19 protein-coding genes are annotated in these 14,570 nt (G+C 64.3%); 10 read left to right on the top strand and 9 right to left on the bottom strand.

Features of this window, described 5'->3' with window-relative positions; genetic code table 11:
* Window positions 1-17: 17 nt before the first annotated feature.
* Genes CH295_RS00975 through CH295_RS00965 form a run of 3 tightly spaced genes read right to left on the bottom strand, consistent with a single transcriptional unit; the run spans window position 18 to window position 4,839 of the window.
* Entirely contained in the window at window positions 18-3,143 is a 3,126-nt protein-coding gene (locus tag CH295_RS00975; protein ID WP_094633803.1) for an ATP-binding protein, read from the bottom strand.
* Window positions 3,144-3,160: 17 nt separating this feature from the next.
* A complete protein-coding gene (locus tag CH295_RS00970) occupies window positions 3,161-3,805 on the bottom strand; it encodes a hypothetical protein (protein ID WP_094633689.1) in 645 nt (214 codons plus the stop codon).
* A complete protein-coding gene (locus CH295_RS00965) occupies window positions 3,802-4,839 on the bottom strand; it encodes an endonuclease domain-containing protein (RefSeq protein WP_094633690.1) in 1,038 nt (345 codons plus the stop codon). The genes CH295_RS00970 and CH295_RS00965 overlap by 4 nt, the downstream gene beginning before the upstream one ends.
* A gap of 238 nt (window positions 4,840-5,077) precedes the next feature.
* Between CH295_RS00965 and rplN the strand changes: the two genes are divergently transcribed.
* Genes rplN through CH295_RS00945 form a run of 4 tightly spaced genes read left to right on the top strand, consistent with a single transcriptional unit; the run spans window position 5,078 to window position 6,528 of the window.
* The gene (rplN, locus tag CH295_RS00960) at window positions 5,078-5,446 is read left to right on the top strand and encodes a 50S ribosomal protein L14 (RefSeq protein WP_032397538.1); all 369 of its coding nucleotides are present in this window, start codon (window positions 5,078-5,080) and stop codon (window positions 5,444-5,446) included.
* A complete protein-coding gene (gene rplX / locus CH295_RS00955; RefSeq protein WP_008718278.1) occupies window positions 5,447-5,764 on the top strand; it encodes a 50S ribosomal protein L24 in 318 nt (105 codons plus the stop codon). It begins immediately after the preceding gene.
* Between the two features lies 1 nt (window position 5,765).
* Window positions 5,766-6,338, top strand: a complete 573-nt coding sequence (rplE, locus tag CH295_RS00950; RefSeq protein WP_008718275.1) for a 50S ribosomal protein L5 — start codon at window positions 5,766-5,768, stop codon at window positions 6,336-6,338.
* Between the two features lie 4 nt (window positions 6,339-6,342).
* On the top strand, window positions 6,343-6,528 hold the full coding sequence (locus CH295_RS00945) for a type Z 30S ribosomal protein S14 (RefSeq protein ID WP_008718273.1): 186 nt from the start codon (window positions 6,343-6,345) through the stop codon (window positions 6,526-6,528).
* Window positions 6,529-6,619: 91 nt separating this feature from the next.
* On the opposite strand, the gene CH295_RS00940 is transcribed toward CH295_RS00945, so the two are convergent.
* The 6 genes from CH295_RS00940 to CH295_RS27640 all read right to left on the bottom strand — a co-directional run bounded on the left by CH295_RS00940 (window position 6,620) and on the right by CH295_RS27640 (window position 11,200).
* The gene (locus CH295_RS00940; protein ID WP_094633691.1) at window positions 6,620-7,318 is read right to left on the bottom strand and encodes a DUF6885 family protein; all 699 of its coding nucleotides are present in this window, start codon (window positions 7,316-7,318) and stop codon (window positions 6,620-6,622) included.
* 1 nt (window position 7,319) lies between these two features.
* Window positions 7,320-8,789: a type I glutamate--ammonia ligase gene (locus CH295_RS00935; RefSeq protein ID WP_094739496.1), complete on the bottom strand. Its 1,470-nt coding sequence runs from the start codon at window positions 8,787-8,789 to the stop codon at window positions 7,320-7,322.
* A 242-nt stretch (window positions 8,790-9,031) separates the two neighbouring features.
* A complete protein-coding gene (locus CH295_RS00930) occupies window positions 9,032-9,271 on the bottom strand; it encodes a DUF7683 domain-containing protein (RefSeq protein ID WP_094633693.1) in 240 nt (79 codons plus the stop codon).
* Between the two features lie 107 nt (window positions 9,272-9,378).
* Window positions 9,379-10,581 carry a colicin E3/pyocin S6 family cytotoxin gene (locus CH295_RS00925; protein ID WP_212556132.1) on the bottom strand — a complete coding sequence of 401 codons (1,203 nt, stop codon included), beginning with the start codon at window positions 10,579-10,581 and terminating at the stop codon, window positions 9,379-9,381.
* Window positions 10,581-10,871 carry a WXG100 family type VII secretion target gene (locus CH295_RS00920; protein WP_037188306.1) on the bottom strand — a complete coding sequence of 97 codons (291 nt, stop codon included), beginning with the start codon at window positions 10,869-10,871 and terminating at the stop codon, window positions 10,581-10,583. The genes CH295_RS00925 and CH295_RS00920 overlap by 1 nt, the downstream gene beginning before the upstream one ends.
* Window positions 10,868-11,200 carry a WXG100 family type VII secretion target gene (locus tag CH295_RS27640; RefSeq protein WP_170945697.1) on the bottom strand — a complete coding sequence of 111 codons (333 nt, stop codon included), beginning with the start codon at window positions 11,198-11,200 and terminating at the stop codon, window positions 10,868-10,870. Before CH295_RS27640 ends, CH295_RS00920 begins: the two co-directional genes overlap by 4 nt.
* 481 nt (window positions 11,201-11,681) lie before the next feature.
* Between CH295_RS27640 and rpsH the strand changes: the two genes are divergently transcribed.
* The 6 genes from rpsH to rplO are packed head-to-tail and all read left to right on the top strand — an operon-like array spanning window position 11,682 to window position 14,383.
* Entirely contained in the window at window positions 11,682-12,080 is a 399-nt protein-coding gene (gene rpsH, locus CH295_RS00910; protein WP_008718266.1) for a 30S ribosomal protein S8, read from the top strand.
* Between the two features lie 14 nt (window positions 12,081-12,094).
* A complete protein-coding gene (rplF, locus tag CH295_RS00905; RefSeq protein WP_032397535.1) occupies window positions 12,095-12,634 on the top strand; it encodes a 50S ribosomal protein L6 in 540 nt (179 codons plus the stop codon).
* A gap of 1 nt (window position 12,635) precedes the next feature.
* On the top strand, window positions 12,636-13,052 hold the full coding sequence (gene rplR, locus CH295_RS00900; RefSeq protein WP_032365631.1) for a 50S ribosomal protein L18: 417 nt from the start codon (window positions 12,636-12,638) through the stop codon (window positions 13,050-13,052).
* A 34-nt stretch (window positions 13,053-13,086) separates the two neighbouring features.
* Window positions 13,087-13,758: a 30S ribosomal protein S5 gene (gene rpsE / locus CH295_RS00895; RefSeq protein ID WP_032397534.1), complete on the top strand. Its 672-nt coding sequence runs from the start codon at window positions 13,087-13,089 to the stop codon at window positions 13,756-13,758.
* On the top strand, window positions 13,758-13,937 hold the full coding sequence (gene rpmD, locus CH295_RS00890; protein ID WP_008718256.1) for a 50S ribosomal protein L30: 180 nt from the start codon (window positions 13,758-13,760) through the stop codon (window positions 13,935-13,937). The genes rpsE and rpmD overlap by 1 nt, the downstream gene beginning before the upstream one ends.
* 2 nt (window positions 13,938-13,939) lie before the next feature.
* Window positions 13,940-14,383, top strand: coding sequence for a 50S ribosomal protein L15 (gene rplO, locus CH295_RS00885; protein ID WP_032397532.1), 444 nt, complete (start codon window positions 13,940-13,942; stop codon window positions 14,381-14,383).
* Window positions 14,384-14,570 lie beyond the last annotated feature (187 nt).

The following is a 14,570-nucleotide window of genomic DNA, read 5'->3' as shown; positions in this document are numbered from 1 at the left end:
GTGCCACTGTCACGGCGTCAGGACTGCCGAGCCAACTCGATGACTTCTTCTTCGGTCGGCGGGCTCTTCGGGTGGTAGGACAGGCACAGGGGAGTGGCCGTGCGTCGGAATTCCGCGCCCTCCACCGCCGCGTAGAACTGACCGGCGGGCAGGCGTCCGACGTCGGGAACCGAGCCACCTTTCACCCGCGCCATCTCCTTGGCCGCATCGACCTGCGATGGGCTGTTGAGCAGGCCGTAGAACTGAGTCGACGCATTGCCAGCGATGCGGTTGTGCAGGCCCTTCGGGGATTGCGTGGCGAACACCAGGCCCAGTCCGTACTTGCGTGCCTGTGAAGCCAGGGCCAGGGTGCTGTGGGTGGCCGCGGTGCTCCGGTCGGACGGCGCGAAGTTCTGCGCCTCGTCCATGACGAACAGTCCACCGAGGGGTCGGTCGCCGGCGGGGTTCTTCTTGATCCAGGCGAACAGCCCCATCTGGAGTTGGTTGACGAAGCTCTGCTTCTGCTCGTCGGTGGTCAGGCCCGCGAGGTTGATCACCGATACCCGGGCTTTCTTACCCTCGGCCGGAGTCAGCAGAACAGCAGGATCGACCGGCGTGCCCGCGCCGGCGAACATCGGATCGTTCGCGGCGGCGGCCTTGAGGTTCTCGGCCAGACCGGCAGCGATGCGGACCGCGTCGCGCATCTCGCTCGCGTCCTCGGGGAACTCTTCCAACAGGTCGATGAAGTCGGACAGATCCCCGCCCTGCGGACGACGACCGAACTGATCGAGCGCCGACTTCAGTACTGCTCGACCATGTTTGGCCTTCTGCGACGTGCCGAGTACACCTGCGGCCGGTTCGAGCGAGGCCAAGGCGGACTCGACCGAGGCCTCGAACTCGTCCGCGTCACCCACGACACTGGCGAAGTCGGGAAGGGGCTGGAAGCTGAGCGGACGACCGGCGGACTTGCGCGGCGTCCACACCACGACGTCGGTGTCGCGCAGGTACGCCGTTGCCTTGGCCTCGTCACCCGGTGGCCAGGTCCTCTCGTCCTCGGGCCATGCGGTGCCGAGCCGAGCGAGGTCGTTGTTGACGTCCAGCACGATCGCCGAAACACCCTGCAGGGCGCACTCTTCCACCAATCGGCGGATCAGAACCGTCTTGCCCGAGCCGGATCCCGCGAAGATCGCCGTGTGCTTGCGCAGCGCTTCGAGTGGAATGGCGACGTCCGCGCCGGTGCTCAGTTCGGCACCGACCACGATGGACGGTCGCCGCGCCGCGGCGGGCTGCGCGGCAACGCTCGGAATCTCGGGTTCGATCAGGGCGGTGTCGTCGTCGACGACACTCACAGCGGGAAGCACGGCCCCGAAGAGTTCGACATCGTGTGCCGGCTTGCGTGCGAGCAGCCAGGACGTGAGCGCGGGGGAGTTCTCGGCCAACAGGATCGACAACGCCGCCAGCGCCCTGCGGTCCTCGTCGCCGAAGGGCACCACGATGCCTCCGGCGCGGCGCAAGGCCGCGATCGTCTGCTCGGTCTTCGCGCCGTTCGGCCACGGCTCGTTTCTGATCAGGATCAACCGTCGCCTCGGCATGTCGATGCGTAGGCCCGCCGTTGTCACTGCTCGCTCGACTCGTGCCAGCGCGGCGCGGGCGTTGCCGGACGTGACCGCGCGGAAGCACCAGTGCTCCTCGTCGTCGGTATCGGTGTCGACTGTGTGGCGCAGGCGGGCGTGCAGCGCGGGCTTGCCGCTCGGCGGTGGGTCCTGGGCCAGGCTGTCGTCGGACGACTGATGCTCGTGAATCCACGCGGTCAATCCCGCCGACAGTAGTGCCGGAACGATCGAGTCCTCGCTGTCGGGTCGCAGTGGAACCGAGACGTCGACCTGCTCGCGCAGTTGCTTGTAGCGATCGTCGAGGATGTCGAGTTCGTCGACCCGTGCCTGGGGTAGGTCCGGCGCATCGGTCGGACCCGACCTGTCGGTGAAGCTCTCCAACTCCGACGCGACGCCGGTGTCGAGGCAGTGCCTGATGTGCCGGTCGACGGCGATGAGAAGCTGGCGCGGAGTGAAGTCCGGAGCCTGCTCGAACGCGTCGGGCGCGACCGGCCACGTGGGGTGAGGAGGGACGAACCCGGCTTCGAGGAAGCATGCTGCCAGACGTCGTCCGAGAAGCAGGCGGCCGATGTCCGACGAGGGAATCGGCTTGAGCGACTGAGTGACTCGGAAACGGTCACGCATCGGCGCGACTCCGCGCGCGGCGATCAGTTCCCAGGCGCTCGACAGCGCGGAGAGCACCGAGGCTGTGCGAGGGAGGGTCTCGCGCAGCGACATCAAACCGTGCGCGAGCTGTTCGACGACCTTGTCTTCCTGCGCGTCGGCGAACTCCTGATCCGATCCCGTACGAGACTGCGCCACGAGCGTGTCGATCTGGTCGATCGCGAGAATCGTCGGACCGGTGATGGCGAGCAGGCGCGAGATGTTCTCGGCGATGCCCTGATGGCCGAGCTCGGCCCGGCGAATGCCCCAGGCCGAGAACTCGTCGGGATCGACGTCGTCGATCGACTGCAGGTACGCGTCACCGAGATCCTGAACGGCCGAGTCGGGGGCGATGGACAGCACGAGCGCGCGCAACGTGTGCTGCGACGTCCGTCGATGGCGGGGGTGGACCTTGTAGACCGCAGTGACGAAGTCGTTCAACGTGTCCGCGTCGATCATGTTCTCGCCCATGATCTTTGCGCGCTGATCGTCGGGGATCTCGCCGATCTCGCACAGGCGTCGGAGGAGTAGTGCCAGCTGACTGTCCGATCCGCGGCCGGACGGACGCATCAGGTCGTCGAGCATCCCCATCAGCGTCGAGCGCCAGAATCCAGCGGCGTCGAGCAACCTGATCAGGAAGAAGTAGCCGCCCTTGAGCTGCACTTCTTCTCGTACCTGGCCGAGCAGGTGTGTCTTGCCCGAACCGGCCGGGCCGCGCACGACGACGCCCAGCGGACTGGCGTCGTCGGAGGCGTCCGCGTCGTCGTAGGCATTCATCACCTCGAGGAACACACGTTCGTGCATTCCCGGCACGTGCACGTTCGACTGCGAACGCCACACGTCGTCGGGTGTCGGTGCCCAGCTCAACCGCACCGATTCGAGAGCTCGGATCTGCTCGTTGTCCGTCATCGTCGACTCAACGCCCATCATGGTTCGATCGAGAGAAGGTGGTTCTGCTGGTTACCGACGACGACGGCCGCCGCGCGCTCTTCGTCGGTCAGAGTCTTCTGATTCTCTTCGGGAATCAACGCCACGTCCGCAGCGCGGCGCAGGCGCGCCAGTGCGTCGTCCAGATCGGTTCTGGGTATGTCCCGCAACTCGTTTCGCAGCCTGGAGAGTCGGACAGTGCTGCCGGGTTCGCGCGCGAGCCGTGCGTAGGCCGCGCGAATCGAGGCTTCGATGTCGACGGTCGTGTCGGTCCTCTCGACGGGTGCAGGCTCGTCCGATCGGGGTGAGAACACATCCGCCGGGCGGCTGTCGGTGCGATCGAGCCACCGACGCAACCCCGCCAACACGGTGAACATGGCCTTTCCTGCGCCGGTCGATCGAGCCGGAGGTTCACCGCCGATGAGGTCGCCGCAGGTGCGCCACCCCTTGTCGGTGAGTTCGAGTGTCATCGGGCGCACAGATGAATCCACTTCGATCAGACCGGCGTTCTTCAGCTTGTCGCGGGACGGCTTCGCGAGCTCGGGGCCCATCGCTCTGAGTTCGGAATTCTTGACCGGACTTGCCTCGGCCATCAGGACGAGCAGCACAGCCGCTTCGGTCCCGTTCAGGTCTTCGGTACTCATCGAGGATCCCCCTTCGATCGTCTTCTCGATACTGCCTCGCGGATGGTAGCGACCGCACGTTGCGGATCGTCGATCACCTGAGCGTTGGTGAAGCGCAGCACCATGTAGCCGTGTGTCTGCAGCTCGTTGTCACGGACGCGGTCCTCGGCGAAGCGTTCGGGTGCGCGGTGTTCGCTGCCGTCGATTTCCACGACGATCTTCTCGGTGCGCCACAGTACGTCGACGGTGAACGGTCTGCTGAGCTCGCCGAGCCGAATCGAGCGATTGTGCTCCCTTCCGGTGGCCCACTCATGCACGTCCAGCGCTCGGTACAAGCGCTTCTCCGGATCACTGGCCGGGTGCGGATGTCCGGCGATCGGTGGATAGCTCAGTGGGCGAAAGCGATCGAGGACAGTGCTGACGCCGGTGGGCACTGCGGGTGCTCGCACCGACACCGACGGGAACCGATCCATGCCCGACGCTCCGTCTCCGATGACCCACACCGCCATCTCGGCGTGCGTGCACAACCATTCCGCTGCTGCGGCGACGACTCCGGCGTCCGTTCCGACGGGCACGACCGACACGAGGGCAGCAGTGCTTCGCTGCTGAGCGGAGGCGACTACTCGAGCCGACCCTGCGGCTCTGGTCTCGACGGTGAATGCGGTTCGACGCGGCGACCGTCCCGCGACTGCGGCGTCGGCGAGGGCCCCGACGTACGGACCGAAGTGCGCTGTGTCGCCGGCGAACCGTATGGCGGCGACGCGTGCAGCGCGCCGATCCAACGTCGCCGAGCCTTCGTGGTGGTCGAATTCCGTGAGCAACAGCGGAACCGAGTCGACTGCCGCCTTCTCGAGTTCTGCGACCACCGCGTCAACGAGATCGACGGCACGGTTCGCCGTCGCGGGATCGACCGCGAAGAACACGATCGAGGGCGCGTCCGACGGCAGAGGGTTCACGGACTCGGCGAGTTCCCGCTCGGTGGCACCGTGCAGTCGGACGACCCGATCCAGTGGCAGACTCGACCACCAACCGCCGTCGTCGCCCGTAGACGTCATCGCCGCGCCCCGCTGATCCGAAGATGTCCCATCTCCGAAACCGTACCGAGAGTTCTGTGTTCGCAGGCGACGGCCGGTGCTCGAGCGATGGCGATTTGGATCCTGGAGGCCCGTTCCCCTACACTTGACCGGTTGCCTGTGGCAGCGGTGTGCCTTCGTGCGCTCGCTCCCGGCAGCCGACCGCGCGTGTCGGGACGGAAATCCGGCACGTACGTACATCCAGGTCAAGGAGAAGTTAGTGATTCAGCAGGAGTCGCGAGTACGCGTCGCTGATAACACGGGCGCGAAGGAAATCCTTTGCATCCGCGTTCTCGGTGGTTCGTCACGTCGCTACGCCGGAATCGGCGACATCATCGTAGCTACGGTGAAGGACGCCATTCCCGGTGGAAACATCAAGAAGGGTGAGGTCGTCAAGGCCGTCATCGTCCGCACCATCAAGGAGCGTCGCCGTCCGGATGGCTCGTACATCCGTTTCGACGAGAACGCTGCGGTGCTGATCAAGCCCGACAACGATCCCCGTGGAACTCGTATCTTCGGCCCGGTCGGCCGTGAGCTGCGTGAGAAGAAGTTCATGAAGATCGTCTCGCTCGCCCCGGAGGTGCTGTAAATGAAGGTGCACAAGGGCGACACCGTTCTCGTGATCGCAGGCAAGGACAAGGGCGCCAAGGGCAAGGTCATTCAGGCCTACCCCGCTGACTCCAAGGTTCTGGTCGAGGGTGTGAACCGCATCAAGAAGCACACCGCGGTCTCCGCCAACCAGCGCGGCGCATCCTCGGGTGGCATCGTCACTCAGGAAGCCCCGATCCACGTATCGAACGTCGCAGTGGTCGACTCGGACGGAAACCCCACTCGCGTGGGCTACCGGACCGATGAGGAATCCGGCAAGCGCGTTCGTGTTTCCCGCAAGAACGGGAAGGACATCTGAGATGACTACCACCGAAAACATCGCGGGCGAACAGCCCCGCCTCAAGGCGCGCTACCGCGCCGAGATCAAAGACGCCCTGAACACCGAATTTGCATACGAGAACGTCATGCAGATCCCCGGCATCGTCAAGGTCGTCGTCAACATGGGTGTCGGCGACGCCGCCCGTGACGCCAAGCTGATCAACGGTGCAGTTGCCGACCTCGCTGCCATCACCGGCCAGAAGCCGGAGATCCGCAAGGCTCGCAAGTCCATCGCACAGTTCAAGCTGCGCGAAGGAATGCCCATCGGCGCACGCGTCACCCTCCGTGGCGACCGCATGTGGGAGTTCCTCGACCGTCTGGTCTCCATTGCCCTTCCCCGAATCAGGGACTTCCGCGGCCTCTCGGGCACGCAGTTCGACGGCAACGGAAACTACACGTTCGGCCTCAACGAGCAGTCGATGTTCCACGAGATCGACGTGGACAAGATCGACCGTCCGCGCGGCATGGACATCACCGTAGTAACCACCGCAACCAACAACGAAGAAGGCCGCGCGCTGCTCAAGCACCTCGGCTTCCCGTTCAAGGAGAACTGAGTCCATGGCGAAGAAGGCATTGGTCAACAAGGCCAACAAGAAGCCGAAGTTCGCGGTGCGTGCATACACTCGCTGCAACCGCTGCGGCCGTCCCCATTCCGTGTTCCGCAAGTTCGGCCTCTGCCGTATCTGCGTGCGCGAGATGGCACACGCCGGAGAGCTTCCCGGAGTTCGCAAGAGCTCCTGGTGATCTGAGGCCTCCGGGCTTCACCACACCACGCTGATGGGCGTGGGTTCCGACAGGAACCCACGCCCATTTCGTGTTTCTCAGGGCTCCCGACTCATACCGACCACAGGTCGTGTCGTAGCTCCAGCGAGCGGACCAGACCTACCGCCGCATGATGAACCTCGTTGTCGACGATCAGCAGCAAACCACGCTCGGACATCGCCGACGCGAAGGCGTCGGCGGAGACGGTCCTACATCCGGGCGGCATATCCGAGTCGCCGAGTTCCCGATAGGTGTCGGCAATCGCTACTACGTCCGCGACCGGATCGAATCCCCAGACGGTCACGAAATGTCCTACGCTCCAATCGAATTCGGTCAGTTCGGCAGTGTGTACATTCGCCACCAGGCCGAATCGGAAGGGCGCGTCGGCAAGGCGAGCAAGTAGCAGGCGCAATCCCTCGGCACCGGGCCCCCTGATCGGAACGACAGCAACGCGGTGGTCGGTCGCAGTCTCGATGCCCGCCGCAAGACCTGCCGCTGTTGTCCCGGCCGTATCGGTCGATACGGCCCTCGGCAACACATCCCACCCATCGGTGAGCCGGGGCGTTCCGGGAGGACGGGCCGACTCGATCTCGCCCGGCCAGATCGCGGATCCCGATGCCATCGCAAGTGCGGTGACGTCCGGTGCGTCGTCGCCGATGACGGCTGTCAGCGCTACCGATGCCGAGAACGGTCCGCAGAGTTGATCCGGTTGCGGCAGAACACGATCGAGTGCAGAGACGATGGAACCTGCGCCGGGGAACCGTCGCAGCATGTCAGTAGATCCAGCGCAACGATTCGAGCAGTTCGTCCTCGGTATGGCTCTCCGCCCACGCTGCATCGGCGTCCCGGCACGCAACGAACGCGCCCAGAAGTTCTTCGCCCAACACGGCTCGGACCAGTGCTGACGACAGTAGGTTTTCGCGCTGCTGCGCGTGGGTCGTCGCGAGTGGGGAGATGCCCGCGGCGTCGCGTCGGGCATCATCCCAGCTGCCAACATCTTCCTGAACCGGTGGCGGCAACTGCGCGCCATCTGCCACACCCGACAGGCCGGCCGCGATCGTGACGGCCAGCGCCAGATACGGATTGGCGGACGCGTCGCACGCCTTCAACTCGACGTTGGTGTGTTCCGGGCCGAGAAGGGGAGTGGCCGGCACGAGTCGCACTGCAGCCTCCCGGTTTTCGACGCCCCAAAATCCGAAGGCACCGGCCCAATAGCCGGGTCGACGGCGCAGCAAGGACCCCGAACTCGGTGCCGTGATGGCCGTGAGTCCCGAGAGTTCTCGAACCAGGCCAGCGATGTACGACCGCCCGGTCTCGGACAATCCGTGCTCTCCGTCCCCGGTCAACGCGTTGTGTCCGTCGCGCACCAGTGATGTGTGCAGGTGCCATCCGTTACCCGCACTGCTCGACGAGGGCAGAGGCGCGAAGCTTGCCCTCAGCCCCTGAGCTTTCGCCGCTGAGTGGATGGTCTGCCGCGCGAGTACTTGCGCGTCGGCCGCAGCAAGTGGGTCGAGTGGACTCAATGCGATCTCGATTTGGGAAGCGCCGTACTCGGCATGAATCTGACCGATGTCGAGGCCATTCGCAGACAGCGCCTGGAGCAACAGAACGACGAATTCGTCGACATCGCGTACTGCGTTCGCCGAGTAGGCGGGTCCGCGATGAGCGGACAGGCCGTCCGATTCGCGAGTCAGCGCGAACTCGATCTCGAATCCGGCCCGCACCTCGAAACCGGCATCGGCCGCCAGTTGCACCTGCCGCTCGAGAACCGCGCGTTGATCGTAGGGCCAGGGAGAGCCGTCCGCCGAGAGCTGCCGACCGTGCACCCAGGCCAAACCTGGTTGGCCGGCAAGTGGGACCACGCTCGACGCGTTGTCGATCACCGGAATCAACCGCACATCGCCGGACGGAGTCGACAGTGCGTCGTGGGCGAACGTGATCCCGTCGTGCGAATCGAACACCGCGAACACCGCGGTGACTCCTACTCCGCGTCGCGCGACTGCCGTCAATTCTGCGGTGGGCACGGTGCGTGATCGGACGATGCCGTTGTTGTCGACCCAGCCGATGGTCACGCCGACGATGTTGCGGTCGCGCAGAGTGTGGGTGAGGTGGTCGATGTCGACTGCCTTCGAGTCCGCATGGTCCGACGTTAGCGAAGAAGTGCTCGTCGGGGTGTCCGACTGGGCCTGCGGGTTGCGAAAAGGCTTGGCTACGCGGAAGCTGAGCGGTTGCCCGCGCTTCATCGTCTCTGCGGTTGAGCCCAGGGCGGCGTCGACGCGGCGGTGAGTCTCACGGACGACATTGGAAGAGGTTGAAGCGTGCCCGAGGCCTGCATCTGAACCTCCGGACCGTGTCAGGGCGCGTTGTGATGTCAGGTGCCGAATGACAGTTACTGGTTGTCGACAGTCATGCTCCCGAGCACGTGAATTTCGGGCCGGTTTTCAGTCGCGTTACAGCTGGCCTCCAGGTGCCAGACTGCCCTTCCTCAGTCGGTGAACAGGCCGATGAAGTACTCATTATCGGAGCTGATCCTGAAATCGCCCTCGATGTACTTGGCGAACTTCGGCACGTCGGCCAATGGGACTGGGTACGGTCCCATTTCTAGTGGAAGTTCAGTTTCATCGACGTCAATCAGTTCTCTGATTTCGTCTCCGGTGATAGCAGTCAGGGGATAGCTGTCCGCGATCAAATCGGTTTGGTTATCGTATGATTCCAAGTACCACATTGTCCTCTCCTTGTTGGTAGTAGTCAGATCGTGCTGCCTTATTCTCGAGCGGTCGTGAACCGGCGTCGTCTCCGGTTCGAGTTACCAAGATGTCGGGCCTCGGTTGGTCATCGACCAGGCTTTCTAGTGGGATCTGGGGGCTTGGTTTGTGCTCCGGTATTCGGATCGAATTCGCCTAAGTGCTTGCCGTTCTTGCTGTATTTCTCGACTGCGCCGTGTTGGCTATCCCATTCGTAGATGTTCCCTTTGTCGTCAGTCCACCGCGTTCTGCGGTTGAGCGGTTTTCCTCGTGTGGCGTTTGGAAAGCCTGGCAGACCGCCCCGGGGCGCGGGATGGTAGTGCCAATTTCCCCCACCAGTGTTTGCGTTGAAGGTCGTCGGACTTGCTTGTAGGAGCGGTTGCACGTCCATCGCAATTCCGATGGCCGCCGCCCCGGTTGCCACGGTGACACCGACGGCAATTGCGGACGCCGCTTCCACTCCGGTGAGGACGGCGATGACACTTCCGGCGATGACGCTGCCCGTCGCGCCGGTAACGGCGACCGTTCCCACGCCGAGGGTGAAGAAGCCGGCAACTGCACCGGCGATCGTGCCGGCAACGATGGCGGTTCCCACGATATCGATGACGCTCTGGTGAGCGTCCTGAATGGTCGAGGCCCATTCGCCGCAAGCGCTCGCGAGAGTGTCGAACTGGTCGGCGACGTTGTGCGCAGCGCTGTAGACACCGTCCATTCGGGCGAGGGCCTGCGGCACTTCGTCGGAGGCAAGTTCCTCCATGTCGGTCCACGCGGAGTTCGTGGCGTCGCTCGCTCGTCTCAGCTCTTCGGCGGCGGTGCGCCACGCGCTTCCGAGACCCCGCAACTTCTCCGGATCACCGTTGGGCCACATGTGGCCCTGAAGCCATCGCGTGATCAGCCCCCACCCCATCGGGGCGTCGGTGTCGCCGCCGTAGGAACCGTTGAACCGCGGTGTACTCGTATGAGGAAGTTGTGGGGGAGCGGGCAGCGGCGGGGTCGGCGGAACGGTGTTCGCATTCTCTGCGTTGGCGTGGTTGACGCCGGTTGTTGCAAGCAGGTCGTGGAGCTTGCCGAACGCATTCGCGATGTCGGTCCCCGCGGTGACTGCGTCGAATGCCGCGGAGTCGTAGCTGTCTGCCCAAGACTTTCCGGCGTTGTCGGTGCCTGCGCAGCCCCAGTTCCGGTGGAGTTCCGCGGCGAGATCCGCTATCGCGCCGCTCGAGATGGTCTTGGCGCTGCTGTACTGGGAGGCCGCATCGGTAAGGATGTGCGGGTCGACGCTGATCGGGGCCATCAGGGCCACATTCGCTTGTTGTGGTCGACGGCTGCGCGGTAGCGATCATGGGCGCCTCGCGCCAGCGTGCCGAGTTGCGCCAGCGCGGTTCGCATATCGTTCAATTCCTGCCGGAGCAGCTCGTGCTTCGAGCGGTGAGCCTCAGCCGCTTCGCCCTCCCATTCGATGCCGAGATCGTTCACCTCGCGCTCCACATCGGCGATAGCCGATTCGATCGTGGCTCCAACTATGTGTGCGCGATCGACAAGAGCGAGAATCTGCTCGACGTCGGCGACGTAGCGCGCCGTCAACGGTCCAACCGAAGGCCGGAATCCACCACGTGTTCATCGATCACGTTGTCCGATGCGGCATATTCGGTCGCAATGCCATCGAGCAGCCACGCGTCCTCGGTGAGCGCGCCGCATATCTTCCGAGCCGAATCGACCCACTCCGCCCACAGAACTGCATGGGAATCGGCCGCAGCGCCTGTCCAGGAGGTCTCCAGCAATTCCTCTGCGGCGAGACGGACGAGATCGATGTCATCCCACAACACGGCGGCGAGGCCGGACATCCGAGCAGAGGCACGGCGGATCCGATCGGGATCGGCTTTCACAGGGTCGTGCGGGACGAACCCGGCCATGGTGGGACGTCGACCGTCCTCGCAACAGAATCGGTTGTGCGCATCGAACCCCCCGGAGCGATGAAATGATGTCGGAAGACTACTGCACCGAACCGACTGGCTCGGCCGTACCCGCCCCGTCCTTCCGGCATGGTGTTCGTCGAGCGCTACCACGCCCGATTTTGAGAACGGCACCCGGTTCCCTACACTAGAGCGGTTGCCCGGGCTTCGTCGTGCCTGCACGCGAGTCCTTGCAATAGAAACGCAACCTCGAGTTCTCCGTACGTCAGCATCGAAATGCGGAAGCTCGAAACACCTGGCAGTGCAGCGATGCATTGCTTGGAGCGCAACCCCTGACCGGCAACAGTCGGTCAGGACATGTTCACTTCGTTGTAGGCCCACGATGTGACGAGCCAGGCCCGCCGGGTTCTCGAGAATCCAGGGGCACCAGCTCGCGCATGCTGCATGGGAACCGCTGCGAGAAAGGTGCACAGGTCACACCATGACGATGACCGATCCAATTGCAGACTTCTTGACCCGTCTGCGTAACGCCAATTCGGCGTACCACGACGAGGTGAAGCTTCCCCACTCGAAGCTCAAGGCGAACATCGCCGAGATCCTCAAGCGCGAGGGCTACATCTCCGACTACCGCACGGAAGACGCCGAGGTGGGCAAGACCCTCATCGTCGATCTGAAGTACGGCCCGAGCCGTGAGCGCAGCCTCGCCGGCGTGCGACGCGTCTCCAAGCCCGGTCTCCGGGTGTACGCAAAATCCACCAATCTGCCCAAGGTTCTCGGCGGCCTGGGCGTGGCGATCATCTCCACGTCCACAGGTCTGCTCACGGAGCGTCAGGCGGCCAAGCAGGGTGTGGGCGGAGAAGTCCTCGCCTACGTCTGGTAGGGGAGGCCACCACCATGTCACGTATTGGAAAATTGCCGGTACCGGTCCCCGCTGGAGTCGATATCACCATCGACGGCCAGAACGTTGCGGTCAAGGGCCCCAAGGGTGCCCTGAGCCTGACGGTCGCCGAGCCCATCCAGATCGCTCGCGCCGACGACGGCACCATCGCCGTCACCCGGCCCGATGACGAGCGCAAGAGCCGTGCACTGCACGGACTTTCGCGCACTCTCGTCGCGAACCTCATCACCGGTGTCACCAACGGTTACACCAACAAGATGGAGATTCACGGCGTCGGTTACCGCGTCGTACTCAAGGGCAAGGACCTCGAGTTCGCACTCGGTTACAGCCATCCCGTGCTGATCGAAGCACCCGAGGGCATCACGTTCACGGTCGAGTCGCCCACGCGATTCACCGTTGTCGGCATCGACAAGCAGAAGGTCGGTCAGATCTCTGCCAACATTCGTCGTCTGCGGCGTCCGGACCCGTACAAGGGCAAGGGCATCCGCTACGAGGGTGAAGTGATCCGCCGCAAGGTCGGAAAGACGGGTAAGTGATATGAGCCAGCAAACAGCAGACAAGGCGAACGTCGTCAAGCGCACTCCGCGTGGCACCGACGTCTCGACGAAGCGTCGCCTGTCGAAGGCACGTCGTCACTTCCGCCTTCGCAAGAAGATCTCCGGCACGCCCGAGCGTCCCCGCTTGGTCGTCAACCGGTCCTCGCGTCACATCCACGTGCAGTTGATCGACGACCTCGCCGGCCACACGCTGGCCAGCGCGTCGAGCATCGAAGCCGATGTGCGCGCCCTCGAGGGCGACAAGAAGGCCGTCAGCGCGAAGGTCGGCGAGCTCATCGCCAGCCGCGCGAAGGCAGCCGGCGTCGAGGCAGTCGTGTTCGACCGCGGCGGCAACAACTACAGCGGCCGCATCGCGGCACTCGCAGACGCAGCCCGTGAAGGCGGGTTGACGTTCTGATGATGACAATGACTGACAACGGAAGGACAGCCTGATGCCGGGACGTCAACGGCGTGACGGCGGAAGCGGCCCCGCCGGACAGAACAGTGGCCCCAACGCAGGTGGCGACAACAACCAGCGCGGCGACAACCGCGGTGGCGGTCGTGACCGTCGTGACAACGGCCGTGGCGGCAACGCTGCGGACAAGTCGAACTTCATCGAGAAGGTCGTCACGATCAACCGCGTCTCCAAGGTGGTCAAGGGTGGTCGACGCTTCAGCTTCACCGCCCTGGTCATCGTCGGTGACGGCAACGGACTGGTCGGCGTCGGCTACGGCAAGGCCAAGGAAGTTCCCGCGGCCATCCAGAAGGGTGTCGAGGAGGCTCGCAAGAGCTTCTTCCGCGTCCCGATGATCGCCGGCACCATCACGCACCCCATCCAGGGCGAAGCCGCAGCCGGCGTCGTCATGTTGCGTCCGGCCAGCGCCGGTACCGGCGTCATCGCCGGTGGCGCTGTGCGTGCCGTGCTGGAGTGCGCCGGTGTCCACGACGTGCTGTCGAAGTCGCTCGGTAGCGACAACGCCATCAACGTCGTGCACGCGACCGTCGCAGCCCTCAAGGGTCTGCAGCGTCCCGAGGAAGTTGCGGCTCGCCGCGGCCTGACCCTCGAAGAGGTTGCACCCGCCGGAATGCTGCGCGCACGCGCACAGGCAGGAGCGGTGAAGTAATGGCTCAGCTGAAGGTCACCCAGATCAAGAGCACCATCGGCCAGAAGGCGAACCAGCGTGACAGCCTGCGTACTCTCGGGCTCAAGGGCATCCGCCAGACGGTCGTCCGCGAGGACAACCCGCAGAACCGCGGACTGGTCAACACGGTGCGCCACCTCGTAACTGTTGAGGAGGTCTAACCATGACCATCAAACTGCACCACCTGCGCCCCGCAGCCGGATCCAAGTCGACGAAGATTCGCGTCGGCCGCGGTGAAGGTGGCAAGCGCGGCAAGACCGCAGGTCGCGGTACCAAGGGAACCGGCGCACGCAAGAACGTGCCGGCACGCTTCGAGGGTGGCCAGATGCCCCTCCACATGCGGCTCCCGAAGCTCAAGGGCTTCACCAACCGCAACCGTGTCGTGTTCCAGGTCGTGAACCTGCGCGACATCGAGCGTTTGTTCCCCGAGGGCGGTCAGATCGGTATCCCCGAGCTCATCGCCAAGGGCGCCGTTCGCAAGAACGAGCCCGTCAAGGTTCTCGGCGACGGAAACCTGACCGTGAAGGTCGAGATCTCGGCCAACAAGTTCACGGGCTCCGCCAAGGAAAAGATCGCCGCTGCCGGCGGTTCTGCAACCGAGGTATGAGCATCGGTTCGATGTGCTGAGTAGTAGCGCATCGACCAGCAGTTCGTGACGATGGCCGCAGCCACAGCTCTCGCAGCTGAGCTGCGGCCATCGTTGCCTCGGCACCACGTGCCGAGGTCGACCGAACGGACAGGGTCCAACACTGACCGTCGGGCGGTTCGATACGCACTGTTAGAGTTCTAGAGTT

Origin of the sequence: Rhodococcus sp. 14-2483-1-2 (assembly GCF_002259405.1) — a bacterium.
Lineage (GTDB): Bacteria > Actinomycetota > Actinomycetes > Mycobacteriales > Mycobacteriaceae > Rhodococcoides.
Note: the sequence above shows the minus strand (reverse complement) of the source record. Positions and strands in the feature narration are given on the sequence as shown.